General features: G+C 37.2%; 21 protein-coding genes. 9 read left to right on the top strand and 12 right to left on the bottom strand.

What is annotated here, in order from left to right; genetic code table 11:
• Positions 1-49: 49 nt before the first annotated feature.
• Entirely contained in the window at positions 50-1516 is a 1467-nt protein-coding gene (norV, locus tag GQR59_RS00510; protein WP_160060228.1) for an anaerobic nitric oxide reductase flavorubredoxin, read from the top strand.
• The gene (norW, locus tag GQR59_RS00505) at positions 1516-2694 is read left to right on the top strand and encodes an NADH:flavorubredoxin reductase NorW (RefSeq protein ID WP_160060227.1); all 1179 of its coding nucleotides are present in this window, start codon (positions 1516-1518) and stop codon (positions 2692-2694) included. Before norV ends, norW begins: the two co-directional genes overlap by 1 nt.
• 165 nt (positions 2695-2859) lie before the next feature.
• Here norW and GQR59_RS00500 read toward each other — a convergent pair whose 3' ends face one another.
• Complete coding sequence (locus tag GQR59_RS00500; protein ID WP_160060226.1) at positions 2860-4767, bottom strand: ABC transporter ATP-binding protein; 1908 nt, start codon at positions 4765-4767, stop codon at positions 2860-2862.
• A gap of 135 nt (positions 4768-4902) precedes the next feature.
• Between GQR59_RS00500 and GQR59_RS00495 the strand changes: the two genes are divergently transcribed.
• Entirely contained in the window at positions 4903-5127 is a 225-nt protein-coding gene (locus GQR59_RS00495) for a YheV family putative zinc ribbon protein (RefSeq protein ID WP_028868067.1), read from the top strand.
• A gap of 12 nt (positions 5128-5139) precedes the next feature.
• Positions 5140-5628: an FKBP-type peptidyl-prolyl cis-trans isomerase gene (locus tag GQR59_RS00490; protein WP_025563584.1), complete on the top strand. Its 489-nt coding sequence runs from the start codon at positions 5140-5142 to the stop codon at positions 5626-5628.
• Positions 5629-6019: 391 nt separating this feature from the next.
• Here GQR59_RS00490 and GQR59_RS00485 read toward each other — a convergent pair whose 3' ends face one another.
• The 3 genes from GQR59_RS00485 to bioH form a co-directional block, all read right to left on the bottom strand.
• Positions 6020-6433, bottom strand: a complete 414-nt coding sequence (locus GQR59_RS00485) for a hypothetical protein (protein WP_160060225.1) — start codon at positions 6431-6433, stop codon at positions 6020-6022.
• An 11-nt stretch (positions 6434-6444) separates the two neighbouring features.
• On the bottom strand, positions 6445-6720 hold the full coding sequence (locus tag GQR59_RS00480; protein ID WP_160060224.1) for a hypothetical protein: 276 nt from the start codon (positions 6718-6720) through the stop codon (positions 6445-6447).
• Between the two features lie 77 nt (positions 6721-6797).
• A complete protein-coding gene (gene bioH / locus GQR59_RS00475; RefSeq protein WP_236546613.1) occupies positions 6798-7592 on the bottom strand; it encodes a pimeloyl-ACP methyl ester esterase BioH in 795 nt (264 codons plus the stop codon).
• 40 nt (positions 7593-7632) lie between these two features.
• Between bioH and GQR59_RS00470 the strand changes: the two genes are divergently transcribed.
• Both GQR59_RS00470 and nfuA read left to right on the top strand, forming a co-directional pair.
• Entirely contained in the window at positions 7633-8379 is a 747-nt protein-coding gene (locus tag GQR59_RS00470) for a ComF family protein (protein ID WP_236546612.1), read from the top strand.
• A gap of 172 nt (positions 8380-8551) precedes the next feature.
• Entirely contained in the window at positions 8552-9133 is a 582-nt protein-coding gene (gene nfuA / locus GQR59_RS00465) for a Fe-S biogenesis protein NfuA (RefSeq protein ID WP_025565001.1), read from the top strand.
• A 4-nt stretch (positions 9134-9137) separates the two neighbouring features.
• Here the strand turns inward: nfuA and yjeH are convergent, their stop codons facing one another.
• Both yjeH and GQR59_RS18780 read right to left on the bottom strand, forming a co-directional pair.
• Positions 9138-10307: an L-methionine/branched-chain amino acid transporter gene (gene yjeH / locus GQR59_RS00460; protein WP_236546716.1), complete on the bottom strand. Its 1170-nt coding sequence runs from the start codon at positions 10305-10307 to the stop codon at positions 9138-9140.
• Complete coding sequence (locus tag GQR59_RS18780) at positions 10283-10414, bottom strand: hypothetical protein (RefSeq protein WP_268892954.1); 132 nt, start codon at positions 10412-10414, stop codon at positions 10283-10285. Before GQR59_RS18780 ends, yjeH begins: the two co-directional genes overlap by 25 nt.
• 398 nt (positions 10415-10812) lie before the next feature.
• Here GQR59_RS18780 and GQR59_RS00455 point away from each other — a divergent pair, with 398 nt between their 5' ends.
• Positions 10813-12576, top strand: a complete 1764-nt coding sequence (locus tag GQR59_RS00455) for a DEAD/DEAH box helicase (protein ID WP_160060223.1) — start codon at positions 10813-10815, stop codon at positions 12574-12576.
• Positions 12577-12935: 359 nt separating this feature from the next.
• Here the strand turns inward: GQR59_RS00455 and glmU are convergent, their stop codons facing one another.
• The 4 genes from glmU to GQR59_RS00435 all read right to left on the bottom strand — a co-directional run bounded on the left by glmU (position 12936) and on the right by GQR59_RS00435 (position 17223).
• Positions 12936-14297, bottom strand: a complete 1362-nt coding sequence (gene glmU, locus GQR59_RS00450) for a bifunctional UDP-N-acetylglucosamine diphosphorylase/glucosamine-1-phosphate N-acetyltransferase GlmU (protein WP_160060222.1) — start codon at positions 14295-14297, stop codon at positions 12936-12938.
• A 355-nt stretch (positions 14298-14652) separates the two neighbouring features.
• Complete coding sequence (locus tag GQR59_RS00445; protein WP_160062292.1) at positions 14653-15381, bottom strand: amino acid ABC transporter ATP-binding protein; 729 nt, start codon at positions 15379-15381, stop codon at positions 14653-14655.
• Positions 15382-15406: 25 nt separating this feature from the next.
• Positions 15407-16354: an amino acid ABC transporter permease gene (locus tag GQR59_RS00440; protein ID WP_160060221.1), complete on the bottom strand. Its 948-nt coding sequence runs from the start codon at positions 16352-16354 to the stop codon at positions 15407-15409.
• Between the two features lie 71 nt (positions 16355-16425).
• Positions 16426-17223 (bottom strand): transporter substrate-binding domain-containing protein, encoded by a 798-nt coding sequence (locus GQR59_RS00435; protein ID WP_160060220.1) that lies wholly within the window; start codon positions 17221-17223, stop codon positions 16426-16428.
• A gap of 437 nt (positions 17224-17660) precedes the next feature.
• Between GQR59_RS00435 and nadE the strand changes: the two genes are divergently transcribed.
• Positions 17661-18494: an ammonia-dependent NAD(+) synthetase gene (nadE, locus tag GQR59_RS00430; protein ID WP_160060219.1), complete on the top strand. Its 834-nt coding sequence runs from the start codon at positions 17661-17663 to the stop codon at positions 18492-18494.
• A gap of 242 nt (positions 18495-18736) precedes the next feature.
• A complete protein-coding gene (asd, locus tag GQR59_RS00425) occupies positions 18737-19849 on the top strand; it encodes an aspartate-semialdehyde dehydrogenase (protein WP_025564995.1) in 1113 nt (370 codons plus the stop codon).
• Positions 19850-19983: 134 nt separating this feature from the next.
• Here asd and GQR59_RS00420 read toward each other — a convergent pair whose 3' ends face one another.
• Both GQR59_RS00420 and gpsA read right to left on the bottom strand, forming a co-directional pair.
• Positions 19984-20223 carry a hypothetical protein gene (locus GQR59_RS00420; RefSeq protein WP_160060218.1) on the bottom strand — a complete coding sequence of 80 codons (240 nt, stop codon included), beginning with the start codon at positions 20221-20223 and terminating at the stop codon, positions 19984-19986.
• 23 nt (positions 20224-20246) lie between these two features.
• Positions 20247-21251 (bottom strand): NAD(P)H-dependent glycerol-3-phosphate dehydrogenase, encoded by a 1005-nt coding sequence (gene gpsA / locus GQR59_RS00415; RefSeq protein WP_160060217.1) that lies wholly within the window; start codon positions 21249-21251, stop codon positions 20247-20249.
• Positions 21252-21272: the final 21 nt, after the last annotated feature.

Raw genomic sequence — 21272 nt, 5'->3', positions numbered from 1 at the left:
ATGTAGTTGATTACTTTATATAACTTACTTATTTCAGAGAGAAACTACTATGACAATTCATGTAAAAAATAATATTCACTGGGTCGGGCAACGTGATTGGGAAATCGAGAATTTCCACGGTACTGAATATAAAATGACGAAAGGAACAAGTTATAACAGCTACTTAATTCGAGAAGAAAAAACAGTATTAATAGATACTGTCGACCATCGTTTTAGTCATCAGTTTATTCAAAACCTAGAAATGGAAATTGACCTCGAGTGCATCGACTATATTGTTATTAACCATGCAGAAGAAGATCATGCAGGCGCATTGTCCGCTTTAATGGAACGTATTCCGAATACCCCTATTTATTGTACAGAAGCAGCCATTGATTCGATTGTTGGGCATCACCATCATCCAGAATGGAATTTTAATACCATTAAAACAGGCGATAGCCTTGATATTGGTAATGGCAAACAACTTATTTTTGTTGAAGCACCGATGCTGCATTGGCCAGATAGTATGATGACTTACATCACTGGCGATGCCGTATTATTTAGTAACGATGCTTTTGGCCAACACTACTGTGATGAACGATTATTCAACGATGAAGTTGATCAAACAGAGTTGATGGATCAATGCCTACGTTATTACGCCAATATTTTAACGCCGTTTAGTGCATTGGTTATCGCCAAAATCAAAGAAGTATTAAGCTTTAATTTACCTGTCGATATGATTGCAACGGCACACGGCATTGTATGGCGAGATAATCCGATTCAAATTATTGAAAAATACTTAGAGTGGGCAGCGGATTATCAAGAAGATCGTATTACTATTTTCTATGACACCATGTCTAACAATACCCGAATGATGGCTGATGCAATTGCACAAGGGATTCATGATATCGATCCTAAAGTAGCCGTTAAGGTATTTAATATTGCACGCCAAGATAAAAACGACATTCTGTCGAGCCTATTTCGCTCTAAAGGCGTTTTGGTCGGTTCTTCAACAATGAATAATGTCATGATGCCTAAAGTGGCAGGTATGTTAGAAGAGATAACAGGCCTTAAATTTAAACAGAAAAAAGCCGGTGCTTTTGGTAGTTCAGGTTGGAATGGTGGTGCGATTGATCGTATTAATAAACGTTTAATCGAAGCAGGATTTGAAGTGGCAGATAGCCTGCATACAAAATGGCGACCAGATGGCAAAGCAATGCGTTTATGTCGTGAACACGGTCAACGTATTGCAAAAGAATGGGCATTAGATCAAAGCAATATACAACCAATGATAACGAATACAACAGAAAGCCAGCCAGTAAAAGCAACCACAGCTGAGCAACATCAAGAACATGGCCCAGATTGCCAATGTATGATTTGCACCGTATGTAACTGGATCTACGATCCTAAAATAGGCGAACCAAGTCAAGATGTTGTAGCAGGCACGGTTTGGGATGATGTACCTGAGTACTTCCTTTGCCCTGATTGTAACTTAGGTAAAGACGTTTTCATTCCCCACTCTGCGGAAGAGGTTGCATAATGACACTACCCATTGTGATTATAGGCAGCGGTTTTGCTGCCTATCAATTGGTGAAAGCATTACGTCGCCAAAATAATGAAATTGAGATTTGTGTCATAACCGCAGATTCTGGGGATGATTATAATAAGCCAGATTTAAGTCATGTATTTTCCAAGAATCAATCAGTTGCCGATGTAGTCAATACCACGGCTACTGAATTTGCAGAGCAATATAAGATCCGCTTAATCACGAAAACGCGCGTGAATGAAATTGATGGGTTTAATAAATTTATTATTGCTGGTGAACACAAAATAAGTTATTCAAAACTAGTACTCGCAACTGGTGCTACTCCTTTTATCCCAGTCATTAAAGGTAATGCTGCACAGAAATTATTGACGTTAAATAGCTTACAAGAATTTGCAGCTTGCCAAGAGCAAATTACCTCTGCTCACTCTGTGCTAGTCATTGGAGGCGGCTTAATTGGTGTCGAAATAGCACTTGATCTTGCTAATGCAGGTAAACAAGTCACCTTAGTTGAACCTTCAACACAGTTAATGTCCAGACAATTGCCTGAATATGTGGCCCTTGAACTTCAGAAGAACCTTGCACAACATAATATTGAGATTAAAACGGATTGTACGGTTAGTACCATTGAGTTGGAAACAGCATTAGACACCAACGACACAACCACTAAGCATGGTCAAATGTTAGTGCTGTTAAGTAATAATGATCATTTACAAGTTGATCAAGTTATTGTTTGTGCAGGGTTAAAACCTAATACGCAGCTTGCAGCTCAATCCAATATTAAAACTGAGCATGGTATTTGTGTCGATGCATATCTACAAACTTCTATTAAAGATATTTATTCATTAGGTGATTGTGCGCAATTTGAAGGGTTGGTTCGTGCTTACCTACAACCGATATTGATTAGTGCAAATGCATTAGCCAAAACTTTATTAGATACACCTTCAGCAGTCAATTTACCTAATATTATGATTAAGGTAAAAACACCGACTTACCCTATTCAAATTGGAGGAGTGACTTGTTCAAATGAGATTAACCGTTGGGTATTTGATGTGCAAACAGTGGGAATAATTGCTAAAGCTTACAATGAACAACAGAAATTAATTGGCTTTGTGGTGACAGCAGAGAAAACAACACAAGCATTTCCTCTGCTAAGGGAGTTATCGCAGGCTTAGCTTGCTATACAGACACGACAAGTTATTAAATAACGATGCGCTGCTGATAAAGAAAAGCTGTTCAGGTTTTCTTTATCAGCAGCGCATCTCTTTTCGGATTCATTTATAAAATTTTAGCGTTTCACTTATCATTTGGGATCTTACTTATAAAAGGCTCAATATAAATTATTCGCTTTCGGCTTGTAATAATTCAATTTGTTCTTGAGCATCCATCCATAACATTTCAGTTTCTTCTAACTGCTCTTTTACTTCACCTTGCTCTTTTAATAGATCCGTTAATTTCTTTTTATTTTCTTGCTCATAAAGCGAACTGTCACTTAACTGTTCTTCAATCTCAGCCACACGAGCAGAATAAGTATCCATTTGTTTTTCTGCACTGGTTAACTGCTTCTTAAAAGGCGTTAACTTTTTACGAAATTCCGCTTCTAATCTTTTTTGATCTTTACGGTTTGCACTCACCGACACCACTTTATCTTCACTTTGAGCCGCTTGTTTCTCAATACGTTGTTGATCAGACAACCACTGATGATAATCATCTAAATCACCAGCAAAGGGTTCTACTTTTTTATCGTGTACTAAATACAGGTCATCGATAGTCGTACGAAGTAAATGGCGATCATGCGATACCACTACCATTGCGCCTTCAAATGCTTGTAAAGCGACAGTCAAAGCATGACGCATTTCTAAATCTAGATGATTGGTTGGTTCATCAAGTAATAATAAGTTAGGTTTTTGCCACACTAATAATGCTAAAACCAACCGTGCTTTTTCTCCGCCGGAAAACGGCGCAACAATATCAAAGGCTTTATCACCTTGAAAACCAAAACTACCTAAGAAATTACGTAGTGGCAGTTCTTTCTCATCGGGCGCTAAACGCATTAAATGTTGCATTGGGCTTTCGTCTAGATGTAAAAACTCTAATTGGTGTTGTGCAAAGTAACCAATTTTTGCATTTGTGTTTATTTCAATCTTACCTGATTTAGGCTGAAGCTGATTTGAAAGCAATTTTACTAAGGTTGATTTACCAGCACCGTTGCGACCTAACAAACCAATGCGGCTACCTGGGACTAAGTTTAATTTTATTTCATCAAGAATTAATAGATCGTCGTAACCTGCACTCACTTTTTCCAATGTTAATAATGGCATTGGTAATGCTTCAGGTTCTCGAAATGAAAAACTAAATTGATTATCGAGGTGCGCAGGCAATAGCGCTTCCATTTTTTCCAGTGCTTTAATACGACTTTGCGCTTGCTTTGCTTTATTGGCTTTATAACGAAAGCGATCAATATAGCTTTGCATATGATCCATTTGCGCTTGTTGTTTCTCATAAGAAGATTGTTGCTGCATTAACTTTTCAGCACGTTGACGTTCAAAGCTGGTGTAGTTACCGGTATATTCAAATAATTTATTTTGTTCAATATGAATAATTTTATCGACAATGCTATCAATAAAATCACGGTCATGAGAAATCAGTATTAATGTACCTTGATATTGATGTAACCATTTTTCAAGCCAAATAACCGCATCTAAGTCGAGGTGATTGGTAGGTTCATCGAGTAATAGTAAATCAGATGGACAAAGCAGTGCTTGCGCTAAATTTAAGCGCATACGCCAACCACCAGAAAAATCACTAACCGCTCGTCCTTGCGCTTGTTCGCTAAAACCTAAACCCGCTAATAACTCGGCAGCGCGAGATTCAATCGTATAACCACCAGCATTATCCAATAAAATATGCATTTCAGCGATTTTAGTGCCGTTATCTTCTATTTCAGCCTGTTTTAGTTTTGCTTGTAATGTACGAAATTCAATATCGCCATCAATAACATATTGCAACGCATTCGTATCTAAAGCTGGCGTTTCTTGAGCAACACTCGCTAATCGCCAATGATGTGGAATAGTCAGGTCACCGGCATCAACTTGAGACTCTTGTTTTAATAAAGTAAAGAAGCTCGATTTACCACAACCATTGGCGCCGACTAAACCTACTTTTTGTTTTGGGTTGATGGTTGCACTGGCATTTTCAAGTAAGGCTTTTCCACCTCGGATAAATTCGATATTATTTGCAACGATCATAAATTCAGAGTCTCAATGTAAATCAGGTAAATTAGAGCAAGATGATAACGAACTTTACAAACTTGAGCCATAACTACTGAAAATGAGTGCTAATTTGTTTATCATTACGTACTTTTTGTCATTTGTGATTTGTATATGCCTGTATCTAAGAATAAAAAACGCTTCATCGCTGGAGCAGAATGTCCACAATGTAAGACTATTGACAGTATTGCTTTGACACTGGAAAATGCAGTTGAGACTTTAACCTGCGTGGCTTGTGATTACACACAAACACAAACACCTAGTCAGGCTAAATCAGCAACACGTCAATTTGAACAAATAATTGGTGTTTTTGATCCCTCTGAACCCGATAAAGAATAGAGAGAAATAACAATGAAAATTGAAAAAAATTCAGTAGTCGCAATCCACTTTGGTGTTGCAGAAGTTGACGGTAATGCACTTGATAGTACAGAAAACGGTAGCCCACTTGAGTTTATTCAAGGTGCACAATATTTAGTACCTGGTTTAGAGAAAGAATTAGAAGGTAAAGAAGCCGGTTACAAATTTGATGTTAAATTAGAAGCAGAAGAAGCTTACGGCCCTTTCCAAGAAGAATTAGTTCAAGAAGTACCTCGTACTTTATTTGAAGGCGTTGATGAAATTGAAGTCGGCATGTCATTTCAAGCAGAAACAGAGCAAGGTCCTCGTACTGTAGAAGTCACTGGCGTAACTGAAGAAAATGTAAGTATCGATGCAAACCACCCTCTAGCAGGTATGGCATTACAATTTGTTGGTGAAGTTGTCTCTGTTCGAGCAGCAACTGATGAAGAAATGTCGCACGGTCACATCCATTCAGCTGAAGGTTGTGGACATTCTCACTAAATTTAATGTCACTTTTAATGATTAATAAAAGCCTGATTAAATAGCTTTTTTAAATCAGTTTAAAGTAATGTGTAAAAGCCGCCAATCTATCTAGATTGGCGGCTTTTTTTGTATGCATAAAAAGTTAATCTTGAGTTATACCAATCACACTAATTAACTGATCTATTTTACTGGTTAAAATGACTTATTTCTTCGTTGTAAGTTTCGTACAAGGAAACAACCATTAAAGCATTAAACTCTTTTGGTTAATTCTGCGACATACGATTAACGATATTAATCTTCGAAAGGGCTCAATTTAAGCCTTAAACTAAGTCATGCTCCTGCGCAAAATTAAGATTACTTATTTAAGATAGTTGGTATTACTAAATATTGGACTATTAAATAGTAGAAACTAAATACTGTAACTCACTACAGGCTCAGGAATTGGCGACACTGCATTAGTGTATTTAGCCTGAATCACTGACATCACTTGTTTATAATCTGAAATTCCACTTAACTCAACAGTTAACGTATCCAACTCATGGGGCGAAAGCTTTAATTTGCTAGCAAAGAAGAAGTTACGTTTTTGATTGGCGCGAGAAGACTGTTCTTGTTGATGAGAGTTTTTACTATTATCTTGGATTATTTGTGACGATTGATGAGCGACTTGTTCTCGCTCTTGTTGATCGCGCATCTTGGCATAAGCATGCGTTTCTTCTGTTTTAGGAATGGCTGGTTGTAATTGATTTTCTTGACGTAATCCCTCTGCAGCTTGTGGAAAAGGGGCTGCTGCAATCGGAGGAAGTTGAACATTTACGTTAACCATAATGGCTTCAGTTAAACGGACACATCGATAAGTGAACCAACCATTTCATCAGCCGTCGTAATTACTTTCACAGAAGCTTGAGCTTGTATTTCTGCTAATTTCATATTAATGACTTCCGCAGTGACAGGCCCAGAAACATAACTGTGTGCAGTTGGCGCTTCAGGCATTACATTTTGTTCTGTATTTTGGGTTGTCTGATTAGCAATACGCTGACTAGACTCAGTCATTTTTTGAGACGCATTATTCAAACCATTAACACCCGATGAGAATGCTGAATTTATTTCCATAAAGGACTCCTAATAAATAATAGCTACTACATTATGGCTATTTTTTGAACAAAAATAAAGCTTAACCGTAAAACCTATCACTCAATAAAATCAATTAAAGTCGCTTTAAACAGATTAGATTCGCTGATAAATGGCATGTGAGAAGACCTTTCAAAAATAACCTGTTGATTAGATGGATTTAACTCAAATAAAGTAGCCGCGTTACCCATTGGCACTAAATTATCTTTTTCACCAAAAATACTTAAACATGGCATTCTTAATTCACTAAACTCCTTTCGTAAATCCACTTCATTTAATAGATTTAAACCTGCAATGAGTGCAGATTGTTTCGGCTCAGTCTGATCCACTAATAAGCTTTTGATCGTAGCAATATCAGTTTTAACGGAATCACTGCCCATCGATTGCAAAGACAAAAATCGATTAAGCGTTTTTTTAGGTTGTTTAGTTACCCCTACCTTAAATGCTTCAAATACTTCTTTTTTTACACCTGACCATTGCCCTTGCTCTACAAACTTTAATGATGCACAAACTTGAATTAATTTTTCAACACGTTCAGGAAAATGCGAAGCAATATAAGTTGCTATTAACCCGCCTAAAGACCAACCACACCAAACGGCATTTTGAGGTAACTTACCTAATAAGGTTTCAGCAATAGAAGCTAAAGAATAATCAGTCAATTCAGATTGTTCACCAAACCCAGGTAAATCAACTAAATGCACGCAGTAATGTTGACTCAATTGTTCAATAATAGGCAACCAGACCGCACTATTAACCCCCCACCCATGTATTAATATAAGGTTTTTCCCTGAGCCTATTACCTTATAACTTACTTGCTGATTCACCTGATCATTATTTTTGTGTTCTATACTCACTATAACCTCATTCAACTACCATTTTATTTAAAGGGCTGATTTGCGATATTTTCTACGTAATGTCTATCAACAGAGTCAAAATCTATTTGAAGCTTGTTTACCAAGCCGGTGTCTGTTGTGTCATTTATCGAGTCACCAATCGCTTATTTGTCAGTTTTGTTATAACGCTATATTAACAGAGAGACCTTGTTGTTTACATTGCGGTTGTGGGTTAACCAGTTCACAAGATTTTTGTGGGGAGTGTTTAAGGCATCCTTTTTATTTTCAACAATTACATGCTATCGCAAGTTATCAATCTCCTTTTCCTGAATTGATAAAACAATTAAAATATAACAACCAATTATTATATGCCGACCTATTAGGTTTATTACTCGCTAGTTCTATCAAACAACGCTATACGACTCAGCAACTACAGGAGATTGATTTTCTGCTTCCTGTTCCTTTGCATATTGCAAAGCATAGAAAACGCGGCTTTAATCAGGCACAGTTAATTAGCGATGCTTTAATTAAACATCTACCTTTGCCTACGATGGTTGACTCTCCACTTATCCGTAATAAGTTTACTCATGCCCAAGAAGGCTTGAATCGCAAACAACGCACTTTTAATTTAAAACAGGCTTTTTCGTTAAATGAACAAGTTTCAATATCATTAAAAGGAAAATACATTGTATTAATTGACGATGTAGTCACAACAGGCGCTACTATTAACAGCTTATGTCAGTGTTTGTTAGCAGCTGAGGTTAGCAGAATTGATGTGTGGTGTATTTGTCGAACAGAGCTAGGTTAATAACCCTAATCCATTGTATTAATAAGGAATATTGACTATAAAAATTCATTGTAAGTTAATCTAAAAACCATATTTTATTTTATTATTTGTTGCATTTTCACTCTTTGCTTTCTTATTGTATTCAATTCTCGTTATAATGACCTAGTAAATTACTCAAGCATAAAGGTTTAACATGATCGAAATTACTCCAGTTGCACAGGCACACTTCGCAAAATTACTAGAGCCACAAAAAGAAGGCACTAACATCCGCGTGTTTGTTATCAATCCGGGCACACCAAAAGCAGAATGTGGTGTATCTTACTGCCCACCAGAAGCAGTTGAAAGTAGTGATACACGTTTGAGCTTTGAAAGTTTTGATGCATTAATTGATGAAGTTAGTTTGCCATTCTTAGATGATGCATTTGTTGACCTAGTAGAAGAAGATACGGGTACACAACTAACATTAAAAGCACCTAATGCAAAAATGCGCAAAGTAAAATCAGATGCGCCATTATTAGAACGTGTTGAATACGTTATTCAAATACAAATCAACCCACAATTAGCAAGCCACGGTGGCTTTATTAAACTCATTGAAATTACTGAAGACAATGTAGCCGTTATTGAATTTGGTGGTGGCTGTAATGGTTGTTCACAAGTTGATTTAACGTTAAAAGAAGGCATTGAAAAAGAGCTACTTGAAGAGTTTTCAGGTGAGCTAAATGCAGTACGTGACGTAACTGAACATGCCCAAGGTGATCACTCTTTCTATAAGTAATCCCTTAGCTTGTTTTGATGCGGTTATTTGATTTATAAATAGCCGCATAATATATTGCTAAAGCAGACACCAATATCAGTGCAAATATCATCTCTTTACCTAATGCTATAAATAGCACGAAGCAAGTCACACTAGCAATCACCGCCATCCACTTCCCTCTTCCTTTTAATAACACCACACCAGCAATACCCGCTGCGAGATAAATTAAAATAAACAAACCGTTAGCATAAGCAATTAAGTTTTCTAATGGAACATGGATAGATTGACTAACCAGCAATACGATACAACAAAGCGTCACTGAAAAACCTAATCCCCAATAAGCTACATTATGCTTATTCACACGATTACAATTAGAATGGATTTGCTTCTGTTTAGCCATGCTTTGTAATAAACGAGAAAAACCAACAAAGTATAAGCTAATAGAAATAAAACAAGTACAGAAGCCCACTAAGTTCACTAGGATATAACCTTTATTACCTAAGCTCGCTTCAACTAAATGAACAACAGAATTAAGATTTTTCTCTTGATCACCATAAAAGCCCATTTGCAATAAACTCAGGCTAATCAAACCATATACAACTAAGGTAATCGTAATGCCAATAAAAATAGTTAATGGAAAATCTCTCTCTGGATGTTCAAAGTCATCTGCAATATGCGTAATAGCTTCAATACCTAAAAAGCACCAAAGAATAAAAGTAGCAGCTAATGCAATATCACTTATATTAAATAGAGTGTCAGGTAACTGTAATGAATGAGTGAGTTGAGTATCAACAGAAGAAAATAACAAAGTACTGACAATCACGACGCTGAGAACAGACTGAATAGTCGCCGCCGTTTTTAGTCCCAATAGATTAATCATTAATACCAGAGACAAAATGGCAACCGCAATAATCAGCCTAAAATCGGTTCCAATCGATATAAGCCCTACTTCTATTAACGCATTCTGTAAAAAATTAGCCGCGGTCATGGTTATCACAGGCGTACCTAAACCCACTACCCAAATAAATAACCAGCTGACTAATCTTGCACTACGTTCACCAAATGCTTGCTGAACAAAATAAGCAGTACCACCTGCGTTGGGATAAAACTTGCCTAACTGCGCAAAAGTAAAAACAATCGGTACAATGAGAACGCCCATGATTGCCCATGCTAATAAAGACCAACTTCCTGCAATTTGTGCAGCAATCGCAGGGATAATAAATATACACCTGAGCCTAATAATGCAGAAACCAGCATAGCAACACCTTGTGCTATCGATAACTTATGTGATGCTAATGTCACTTATTCACCTATATCTATGATTTAAAACGTTGTCTTTATAACCTACTTTGATGGCAAATTAAATAAAAGAAAAATCAAGTGCACCTCTAAATATAAAAACCACAATAAAATTATTGTATTTAATACCCCTATACAGCAGTTAATTCATAAAAAACGTGCGGTTTGTCAAAATAAAGCGAGCATTTTATACACAAATGCAGTAGAATGCGCCTCCCTCGCAGAAGGATCCATCTAAAAGCGAAGCATAATATTCAGAGTAAACCTACTACGCGATTGATTTCGCAATAAATTAATGGACATGTTTAACGGCATTTAACTTGTTAAACTGATGTAGGTATAGGCTGAATTTAACGCGCATTCGAGTAATGTGCAGCATTTTATAAACTCATGAGGCCACTATGTCAGAGTCAGAAAACACACAAGTAGTAGAAGAAATCGCAGGACCAACCTTTAAAGAATTAAACTTACCAGAAGCATTAGTGCAAGTTGTATCAGAAATGGGTTACGAAACACCATCTCCAATCCAAGCACAATGTATCCCACACCTATTAAGAGGTGAAGATGTTTTAGGTCTAGCTCAAACGGGTACTGGTAAAACAGGCGCATTTGCACTGCCTTTATTAGCAAACATTGATATCAGCAAGAACCACCCACAAGTATTGGTATTAGCACCAACACGTGAATTAGCGATTCAAGTAGCAGAAGCATTTCAATCGTATTCTCGTCACATGCGTGGTTTCCACGTTATGCCTATTTACGGTGGTCAAAGCTACAACATCCAATTCAAGCAATTAACACGTGGTCCACACGTTGTTGTTGGTACACCTGGTCGTATCATGGATCACTTGAAACGTAAAACATTAGATTTATCAAACCTAAAAACATTAGTACTTGATGAAGCAGATGAAATGTTACGTATGGGTTTCATTGATGACGTTGAAACGATCATGAAAGAAATGCCTGAAAAGCACCAAACTGCGCTTTTCTCAGCAACAATGCCTGATCAAATTAAACGCATTACTAAGCGTTACATGAACAACCCAACAGAAGTTAAGATCAAAGCTAAAACATCTACTGTTTCAAACATTGAACAAAAATGTTGGATAGTACGTGGTGTTAACAAGCTAGATGCATTAACACGTATGTTAGAAACTGAAGAGTTTGATGGCGTAATCATCTTTGCTCGTACTAAAACAGCAACTGTTGAATTAGCAGAACGTTTAGAAGCACGTGGTTACCGCAGTGCAGCACTAAACGGTGATATGAATCAACAAACACGTGAACGTACTATCGCACGCCTTAAATCAGGTGGCTTAGATATCTTAGTAGCAACAGATGTTGCTGCACGTGGTCTAGACGTTGAACGTATTAGCTTAGTAGTTAACTACGACATCCCAACAGATACTGAATCTTATGTTCACCGTATTGGTCGTACTGGTCGTGCAGGCCGTACTGGTAAAGCAATCTTATTTGCAGCACCACGTGAGCGTCGTTTATTACAAGCAATTGAACGTGCAACTCGCCAACCAATTACTATAATGGACTTGCCTACACGTGACGAAGTAACACAAACACGTATTAGCAACTTTGAAAAACAAATTGCAGCCGTTTGTGAAAGCGAAGATCTTACTTTCTACCGCACTTTACTGTCACAAATAGAAAATAATTCAGAAATTGAAGAGCAAGATTTACTAGCAGCACTTCTATACATGGCACAAAAAGACAAACCATTACAACCTGTTGAAGAAAAGTTTGTAGAGCCTCGTAGCAATGACCGTAACGAACGCAGTGATCGCCCACGTCGTGACCGCAACGACCGTAATGATCGTAATGACCGCCCTCGTGGTGATCGTCCTGACCGTTCACGTAACGATCGCAACGAATCTCGTGGTGATGATAAACCGCGTGGCCGTGGACGCCCTACTGACGTTGAACTTGAAATGTTCCGTTTAGATGTAGGTCGTGAGCACGGTGTTCAAGTTAAAAATATCGTTGGTGCAATTGCAAATGAAGCAAATATCAATAGCCGCTTCATTGGTGATATCCGTCTAAATGACGATCACTCAACAATTGAATTACCAAAAGGTATGCCGGAAAATACATTAGCGCATCTTCGCAGTGTGCAAGTATGTAAACGTCCGTTAAACCTTAAAAAAGTCTAAATTTAAATAAGACTTTATATCAAGGAGGCCTCGGCCTCCTTTTTTTATATCTGCAATTTAAGCATCCCTTTCAAAAGCACCTTCTAATACCAATCTAAGTAATTATCTAGTCATTTATGCTTGTTAAAATGAAGCCTAAATAGACCATTTATTTATCCAGATTGGAATAATCTAGACTTTCGATTTCTCATTAAACAGACTTCATTACGTAATAAATGATGTGATTGATATAATGAAGAAGGGTTAAAAAATACAAAATAAAGTACAGTGGGTCTCGATAACCCTATTAATCCGATGCAATAAAAAAGGCCGATAACCTAAGTTACCGACCTTCTATAATATTGCTTAACAATTAAGTATTATTTTTTCTTAACTGGACGAGTCCAACCTTCAACATTACGTTGCTTAGTGCGTGACACACATAATGTATTATCAGGTACATCCGTAACAATTGTTGTTCCAGCACCTGTTGTTGCACCATTACCAATCGTCACAGGCGCGATAATTTGGCAATCACTCCCCAAAAACACATCATTACCAATAATGGTTTGATACTTGTTAACACCATCGTAATTACATGTGATCACACCAGCACCAATATTAACGCCGCTACCCACTTGGCTATCGCCAATATAACTTAAGTGTCCGCATTTAGTGCCTACGCCTAACGTTGATTTTTTCACTTCAACAAAGTTGCCAATATGTACTTCATTAGCAATAACAGTATCAGGGCGAAGTCGTGCGAAAGGTCCAATGGAAGCGTTTTCACCAATACTCGCACCTTCAATGATAGAGTTTGCTTTAATTTCAGTATTATCAGCAATCTCACAGTTCTTTAGAATACAACCAGCACCAATTTTAACGCCATAACCTAACGTCACTTTACCTTCGATAATAACGTTGATATCAATATCAACATCTTGACCACACGTTAATTCACCACGTAAATCAAAACGAGTTGGGTCACGTAACATCACACCATCTAATAATAAATTATTAGCATTTTGTAACTGGAAAGCACGTTCTAAATTAGCAAGTTGTAAACGGTTATTCACACCTTCAACTTCAAACGCATTTTCAGGCTGAACCGTTTCAATAGAACAACCCGCTTCATGTGCCATTTTAATAATGTCAGTAATATAGTATTCACCAGCCGCATTATCATTAGATAACGCAGGCAACCAACGGTTTAAATCGTTAGCATTTGCCACAAGAATGCCAGTATTCACTTCTTTAATCGCTAGCTGAGTTGGATTTGAATCTTTCTGTTCAACGATGCCCACGACTTTATCGTCAAGACGTTCTATACGACCATAACCTGTAGGATCATCTAACTTAATCGTTAATAGCCCAATTCCGCCTTCTGGTTGTACTGCAATCAGTTTTTCTAATGTCGTTGCTGATAATAAAGGAACATCACCGTAAACCATTAAGATTTTTTCATCTGCTTTAAAGTGAGGTTGTGCAATTTGCATTGCATGCCCGGTACCCAATTGTTCCGTTTGTTCAATCCAATTTAAACGACTATCTGTAATATTTTGCTTCATGATGTCGCCACCATGTCCGTAAATTAAGTGGATATTGTCAGCGCCAATCCCTTTCACAGTATCGATAACATGTTGCACCATCGGTTTATCTGCAATTTTATGTAGTACCTTAGGTAAAAGAGAACGCATACGAGTACCTTTACCAGCAGCAAGAATAACAACACTTAAAGACATAATTGGAACCTTAATATAATTAATATAAAAGAAATCAGATGATCATTTTAACGGAGTTTGTAGCGAGAACGTATAATAAAATAAAAATTAATACCGATTACATTAAATAAGTAATCTAAATTTTGCGCAGGAAAAATGAGTTAGTTCAAGGCGAAAATTGAGCTAAATTGTTGATCCCTTTACGAAATTTACAACGAAGAAATAAGTTATTTTAACAAGTAAAATAGATAACTTAATTAGTGTGATTGGTATAACAGGTTTGAATAAATAATATAAAGGTCAAAAGGGAGCAGGGCGACAGAAATATATTTCTGAATTCAAGCCATGCCCCTTTTAAAATAATTTAATAAAGTCATTATAAAATGTTAGAAAGGAATTTTTGCAGTCTTGGGTGATTTGCAACTTTACCAAAAATATTCTCTGGAATGTCATCAACTAATAATGCGCCATCTTCCATAAAGATAACACGGTCTGCGACCTCATTTGCAAAGCCCATTTCATGCGTCACCACCACCATGGTCATACCTTCAGCTGCCAATGACTTCATTACATCCAATACTTCACCTACCATTTCAGGATCAAGCGCTGAGGTCGGCTCATCAAATAACATCATATCAGGCTTCATTGCTAAGGCCCTTGCAATCGCTACCCTTTGTTGTTGCCCACCAGAAAGATGGCTTGGGTAGATATCCATTTTCTCAGCAAGTCCAACACGGGTTAATAATGCTTCGGCTTCTGAAGTCACCTCCGTTTTGCTTCGTCCAGTTACTTTTAATGGTGCCAGCATGACATTTTCTTTAACTGATAGATGTGGAAATAAGTTAAACGATTGAAATACCATACCGATATTTTCTCTCAACTTATTAATATTTGTTTCTCCGCCATACATTTTGACACCATCAACTATAATTTCACCGCTCGTGATAGTTTCTAATTGATTTAAAGTACGTAAGTAGGTGGATTTACCTGAACCAGAAGGGCCAATAATCACAACCACTTCGCCACGTTGAATATTGGTTGTTACTTTTTTTAATGCATGACAACCATTAGGATAAATTTTATCAACATCAATGGTCACGATCATATCGTTACCTTTATATTTTTTCTTATCAATCATTAGTCGCTAACCTTTTTTCAATACGCTGAATGGCCCAAGATAAAGTTGATGTTAACAGTAAATACAAGGCTGCAACCGTAAACCAAACCTCAAAAGTAGCAAAGCTACCACTCACTACTTCTCGCCCTGCTTTGGTTAAATCAGTGATTGATATGACTGATACTAATGAAGAATCTTTAATTAAGTTAATTAATTGTCCAGCCATTGGCGGTAATGTTCGTTTGAATGCTTGTGGCAAAATGACATACATCATCGCTTTAGGGTAAGTCATTCCTAAAGAACGAGCCGCTTCCATTTGCCCAGCAGAAATAGATTGAATACCAGAACGTAAAATCTCTGCAACATAAGCCCCGGTAAAGACTGATAAAGCAACCACGCCTGCAGTAAATCGGTCTAAGTCAAAAATAGTGCCTAAGAAGAAGTAAACGATGAATATTTGCACCAGTAAAGGCGTCCCTCGAATAACTTCTATGTATAAAATGGATAGGTTCTTACTAAATGGATTATCTGAAATACGCATTAAAGCAGTCATCAAACCAATCACAATAGAGAAAAACAGTGAGATCACTGAAATCTTCAAAGTCATATATAAGCCATCAATTAAAAGACCACTTTTTATACTTTCCGAACGTGCAACGAGATCGCCTTCAAAAATCAAATCACCATCATAAATAAGCACTTCACTTGCGTTAGTAATGATGGTGTCAGGATCACCGTTATCATAAGTTAAGGTTATCACTCCTTCAGCATTAATCGCTGCATTTGCATCACTTTGAGCAATAATATCAATAGGCGCCGTATCAACAATATAAGGCCAGACAAGATGCCATTGCCATTTATAATTAATACTTTGCGATGCAGAATAAATACCTGCAGCAAGTAGACCAATCGTAAAAATAAATAGCAGATGCCATTTTAATTTATTAGATTTTTCGTTCATTAAATTCACCGGTAACAGAAAAACAAAAACCAGAGATATGCTCTGGTTTTAAAGGGTTTACTTAAAAGGAATTACTGAACTTGGCTTAACCAAGTATCGCTTTTAAACCATTTATCATAAATACGTTGGTAATCACCATCGCCTTTAGTTTGTCTTAAGAAGTTATTAAGAAAATTTAAGATATCTGGATCTCCTTGCTTAACAGCCCAGCCTAATGGCTCATAAGTAAATGGTTCAAGGATTGCCGTTGTTTTGCCTTCTGACTGTGCAGCATAAATTGATATATATGGCATATCGTAAATCATTGCATCGGCTTTACCATTAACAACTTCAAGTGCCGCATCTGTTTGTGTTTCAAAGGCATTATAAGATGCTTTTGACAGCATTCTTTTAATAGCTTGCTCGCCTGAAGTGCCTAATTTAGCAGCAATGGTATACTCAGGACTGTTTAAATCTTTATAGCTAAGCACTTTATCTTTATGCTTTGGATTCAATAAGATAGATTGACCAACGACGATATAAGGGTCAGCAAAGTTAACACGCATATTGCGTTTTGCATTCACAGTCATACCAGCCATTATAATGTCACATTTACCCGTTAATAATGCTGGAATAATACCATCCCATGCGGTATTTACTGGTACATACTTAACCCCCATTTGCTTCGCCATCAATTTACCTAAATCGATATCAAAACCAATGAATTTACCATTTTTAGCTTTCATTTCAAACGGCATATAACCCGCATCAAAACATGCTCTTAACTCACCGGATTTACTTATATCATCTAATGTACCTGCATTTGCAAAGCCTGCGGATAATGCAAGGAAAGAAGTGGCTGTAACGAGTTTTCCGAGTTTTTTTTTCATTTAAAAAATCCTTTTTTTGTTTTTAAATTGAAATGAATAATACTGTTAAGCAATAGTGCTTTTTATTCACTTTTTTATTAATAGAATAATAGCAGCAATAAGTGCGCCAAGAATAAAGGAGTCACCATAGACGTCATTGTTATAAATAATCAATTGAAATATCAAACGGCACAAGGCTCGCACAATAAAATCGACTAAAATACGAACATAATTTTACATCATTCTAATGCATAAAAATTATGAATATTTTACTTTAGCACTCAAAAAGAGCGCAAGCACCAATTAAGTGCAGTTATTGTAAGGTAATGTAGATTCAAAAGAATCGATGATGTTGATAAACATCGTTAATTAAAACGAGTTTTTCCTATAAAACATGGCTATTTTTTTGCATAATAATTAATAGCAATGCATTCACCTTCAAACTAACGGACAACATCATGAAACAAAAAATACTACAAGAGATGTGTGTTTTAGCAGACATCAATATAGAAAATGAAATTGAACGTCGTATTAGTTTTATTAAAAGCACATTAAAAAAAGCCTATTGTAAAACACTAGTATTAGGTATCAGTGGTGGTGTTGACTCAAGTACAGCTGGGCGACTATGCCAGCTATCGATAGACCAATTAAATCAAGAAGAAAGTACTAACGACTATCAATTTATCGCAGTACGCTTACCTTACGCAGTACAGAAAGATGAAGATGAGGCACAACTAGCCGTTAGTTTTATTAAACCGACAAACTGCATCACCGTTAATGTTCAAACTGGCGCAGATGGTATCCATGAAACAACCGTCGCCGCGCTACAAAACAGCGAAGTAAAATTAGCTGAAAATGCTAACTTTGATTTTGTAAAAGGTAATGTGAAAGCGCGAATGCGTATGATTGCACAATATGAAATTGCTGGGTTAACTGGTGGCTTGGTGGTGGGAACCGATCACAGTGCAGAAAACATTACCGGTTTCTATACTAAACATGGTGATGGTGCCTGTGATTTAGCGCCTTTATTTGGCTTGAATAAACGTCAAGTAAGATCACTTGCTAAGCATTTAGGCGCACCTAGTCTATTAGTCGAAAAAGCACCGACAGCTGACTTAGAAGAAGATCAGCCACAGCTTGAAGACGAAATTGCATTAGGCATGACTTACGATCAAATTGATGATTTCTTAGAAGGCAAAGAAGTAGCAAAAGAGATTGAAGATAAACTTATTGCTATTTATCTGCGCACTCAGCATAAACGCCAGCCCATTCCGACAATTTACGACGAATAAAAGCCACTTTAACGCTAAATAGTAAGTCATATTTATTTGCTGATTTTAACGATTATCAGCACACCAGCCATAGCTTACCTTGATGATTTGATAAAAATTAAGCAATCAAGGTAAGTTTCTACACTTTTTCCCCTACAAACCATCAAATAACTAGCCTTAATAACGCCTCTAATGATAGATTCTCTGTTCGGTTAATGATTAACCATTTTATTTAAACTATCAAATTTAAGGAAATATAGACCATGAAAAAAGTGGGTTTAGTTGGTTGGCGCGGTATGGTTGGATCTGTTCTTATGCAAAGAATGCGTGAAGAGAATGATTTTGCAACGATTGAGCCTGTATTTTTCACCACCTCACAAGTTGGTCTAGCTTCTCCAGATATTGGTAAAAAAACCGAAACCTTAAAAGATGCCTCTTCAATTGAAGATCTAGCGAAAATGGATATCATCATTACGTGTCAAGGTGGCGATTACACTAACTCTGTTTACCCTGCACTACGTGCAAGCGGTTGGAATGGTTACTGGATTGATGCAGCTTCTTCATTACGTATGAAAGACGACAGCATTATCGTATTAGATCCTGTCAACAAAGATGTGATTCAACAAGGCTTAGCTGACGGCGTAAAAACTTACGTTGGCGGTAACTGTACTGTTTCACTGATGTTATTAGCATTAGGTGGTTTATTCGAAGCAGACTTAATTGAGTGGGTTTCTCCACACACTTACCAAGCTGCATCAGGTGCTGGTGCACGTAATATGCGTGAATTAATTAGCCAAATGGGTGCAATTGAATCATCAGTAGCAGATGAGTTAGCAGACCCTGCATCTGCTATTTTAGAAATAGATAAAAAAGTTGCTGAATTCATTCGTAGTGATGCATTACCAACTGAACAATTTGGTGCGCCATTAGCAGGTAGTTTGATCCCGTGGATTGATGTACCAATGCCTTCTGGTCAATCTAAAGAAGAGTGGAAAGCACAAGTTGAAGCGAACAAAATTTTAGGCACATCTGATAACCAAACGCCAATTGACGGTTTATGTGTACGAATTGGTGCAATGCGTTGTCATAGCCAAGCGATCACAATGAAACTGAAAAAAGATGTATCAGTGGCTGAAATTGAAAAGATCTTAGCTTCTCATAACGAGTGGGTTAAAGTGATTCCAAATGAACGTGAAGCAACGGTTTCTGAGCTTTCTCCTGCTAAAGTAACAGGTACATTAAGCATTCCAGTGGGTCGTATCCGCAAACTAGCAATGGGCCCTGAATATATCAGTGCGTTCACTGTGGGTGACCAACTATTATGGGGTGCAGCTGAGCCATTACGTCGTATGTTAAACATATTACAAGACGCTTAATTTGGATTGGCTTTATCGCTTAAATTAAAAAAGCGCTTAAATTAAAAAAGGCCTCGAATGAGGCCTTTTTTGTGTCTAGCGTTTTAAAAGTATGCTTATGCCAATCACACTAAATAACTGATCTATTTTACTGATTAAAATAACTTATTTAATATAATCGGCATTAATGTAATCGGCATTAATGTAATCGGCATTAATGTAATCGGCATTAATGTAATCGGCATTAATGTAATCGGCATTAATGTAATCGGCATTAATGTAATCGGCATTAATGTAATCGGCATTAATGTAATCGGCATTAATGTAATCGGCATTAATGTAATCGGCATTAATGTAATCGGCATTAATGTAATCGGCATTAATGTAATCGGCATTAAAATCTTAAAGAAACGAAATATTATTCGCCTTTCTTACTACGTGATAACAAGTCCATAGCCGCTTCTTTTACCGCTTTACCTTGATAAAGCACGTAATAGATTTGTTCACAAATCGGCATTTCGATGTTAACGCGTTTAGCAAGGTTATAAACTTCTTCAGTATTACGGTAGCCTTCAACAACTTGGCCAATTTCAACCTGTGCTTCATCAATACCTTTACCAGAGCCTAATGCTAAACCAAAACGACGATTACGAGATTGATTATCTGTACAAGTTAAGACTAAATCACCTAAACCTGCCATGCCCATAAATGAAGCCTCAGTAGCACCTAAAGCGACACCTAACCGCGTTAACTCCGCTAAACCACGCGTGATTAAAGCAGTACGAGCATTCGCACCAAACCCTAAACCATCAGCCAAACCTGCACCAATTGCAATCACGTTTTTAACAGCCCCACCTAATTGCACGGCAGTGAAGTCTTCCGAAATATAGGTTCTAAAATTACTATTATTATGGAAAAGGTCAGCAATATGTTGGGTAAAGTGAGTATCAGTACCCGCCACAGCAACGGCTGTTGGTAAGCCTTTAGCGACTTCCATCGCGAAAGTAGGGCCTGATAAAACAGCAAGGGGATAATGGTCACCCACGATATCTCTCGCGACTTCTTGTAACAAGCGGCCTGTTTCAGCTTCTAACCCTTTTGTTGCCCAAGCAATACGATGCTCTGGACGCAATAAAGGTTTAACTTGAGATAATACCAAACCAAACACATGGCTAGGCACCACCAACAAAATAGTATCGGTTGCGGCAATACATTTTGCTAAATCACTTTCAGGTTGGAGACGTTCAGGAAATGTGACTCCTGGTAGAAATGCTTTGTTTTCACGATCAGTTTGTAGGCGTTTAATGTGATCATTTGAGTGACCCCAAATTAACGTATTATGTCCGTTACGAGCCAATGATACAGCAAGAGCAGAGCCGTATGACCCTGCTCCTAATACTGTAATGGCAGTTTTTTCAGCCATTAGATTACCTATTTAAGAAAA

The organism is Psychromonas sp. L1A2, from assembly GCF_009828855.1.
Classification (GTDB): domain Bacteria; phylum Pseudomonadota; class Gammaproteobacteria; order Enterobacterales; family Psychromonadaceae; genus Psychromonas.
This window is presented reverse-complemented; position numbering and strand designations above follow the sequence as displayed.

What these genes read in the sequence shown, in the direction of transcription:
- norV (WP_160060228.1), top strand. Translation starts at nt 50, where the DNA reads ATGACAATTCATGTAAAAAATAATATTCACTGGGTCGGGCAACGTGAT.
- norW (WP_160060227.1), top strand. Translation starts at nt 1,516, where the DNA reads ATGACACTACCCATTGTGATTATAGGCAGCGGTTTTGCTGCCTATCAA.
- GQR59_RS00500 (WP_160060226.1), bottom strand. Translation starts at nt 4,767, where the DNA reads ATGATCGTTGCAAATAATATCGAATTTATCCGAGGTGGAAAAGCCTTA.
- GQR59_RS00495 (WP_028868067.1), top strand. Translation starts at nt 4,903, where the DNA reads ATGCCTGTATCTAAGAATAAAAAACGCTTCATCGCTGGAGCAGAATGT.
- GQR59_RS00490 (WP_025563584.1), top strand. Translation starts at nt 5,140, where the DNA reads ATGAAAATTGAAAAAAATTCAGTAGTCGCAATCCACTTTGGTGTTGCA.
- GQR59_RS00485 (WP_160060225.1), bottom strand. Translation starts at nt 6,433, where the DNA reads ATGGTTAACGTAAATGTTCAACTTCCTCCGATTGCAGCAGCCCCTTTT.
- GQR59_RS00480 (WP_160060224.1), bottom strand. Translation starts at nt 6,720, where the DNA reads ATGGAAATAAATTCAGCATTCTCATCGGGTGTTAATGGTTTGAATAAT.
- nfuA (WP_025565001.1), top strand. Translation starts at nt 8,552, where the DNA reads ATGATCGAAATTACTCCAGTTGCACAGGCACACTTCGCAAAATTACTA.
- GQR59_RS00455 (WP_160060223.1), top strand. Translation starts at nt 10,813, where the DNA reads ATGTCAGAGTCAGAAAACACACAAGTAGTAGAAGAAATCGCAGGACCA.
- glmU (WP_160060222.1), bottom strand. Translation starts at nt 14,297, where the DNA reads ATGTCTTTAAGTGTTGTTATTCTTGCTGCTGGTAAAGGTACTCGTATG.
- GQR59_RS00445 (WP_160062292.1), bottom strand. Translation starts at nt 15,381, where the DNA reads ATGATCGTGACCATTGATGTTGATAAAATTTATCCTAATGGTTGTCAT.
- GQR59_RS00440 (WP_160060221.1), bottom strand. Translation starts at nt 16,354, where the DNA reads ATGAACGAAAAATCTAATAAATTAAAATGGCATCTGCTATTTATTTTT.
- GQR59_RS00435 (WP_160060220.1), bottom strand. Translation starts at nt 17,223, where the DNA reads ATGAAAAAAAAACTCGGAAAACTCGTTACAGCCACTTCTTTCCTTGCA.
- nadE (WP_160060219.1), top strand. Translation starts at nt 17,661, where the DNA reads ATGAAACAAAAAATACTACAAGAGATGTGTGTTTTAGCAGACATCAAT.
- asd (WP_025564995.1), top strand. Translation starts at nt 18,737, where the DNA reads ATGAAAAAAGTGGGTTTAGTTGGTTGGCGCGGTATGGTTGGATCTGTT.
- GQR59_RS00420 (WP_160060218.1), bottom strand. Translation starts at nt 20,223, where the DNA reads ATGCCGATTACATTAATGCCGATTACATTAATGCCGATTACATTAATG.
- gpsA (WP_160060217.1), bottom strand. Translation starts at nt 21,251, where the DNA reads ATGGCTGAAAAAACTGCCATTACAGTATTAGGAGCAGGGTCATACGGC.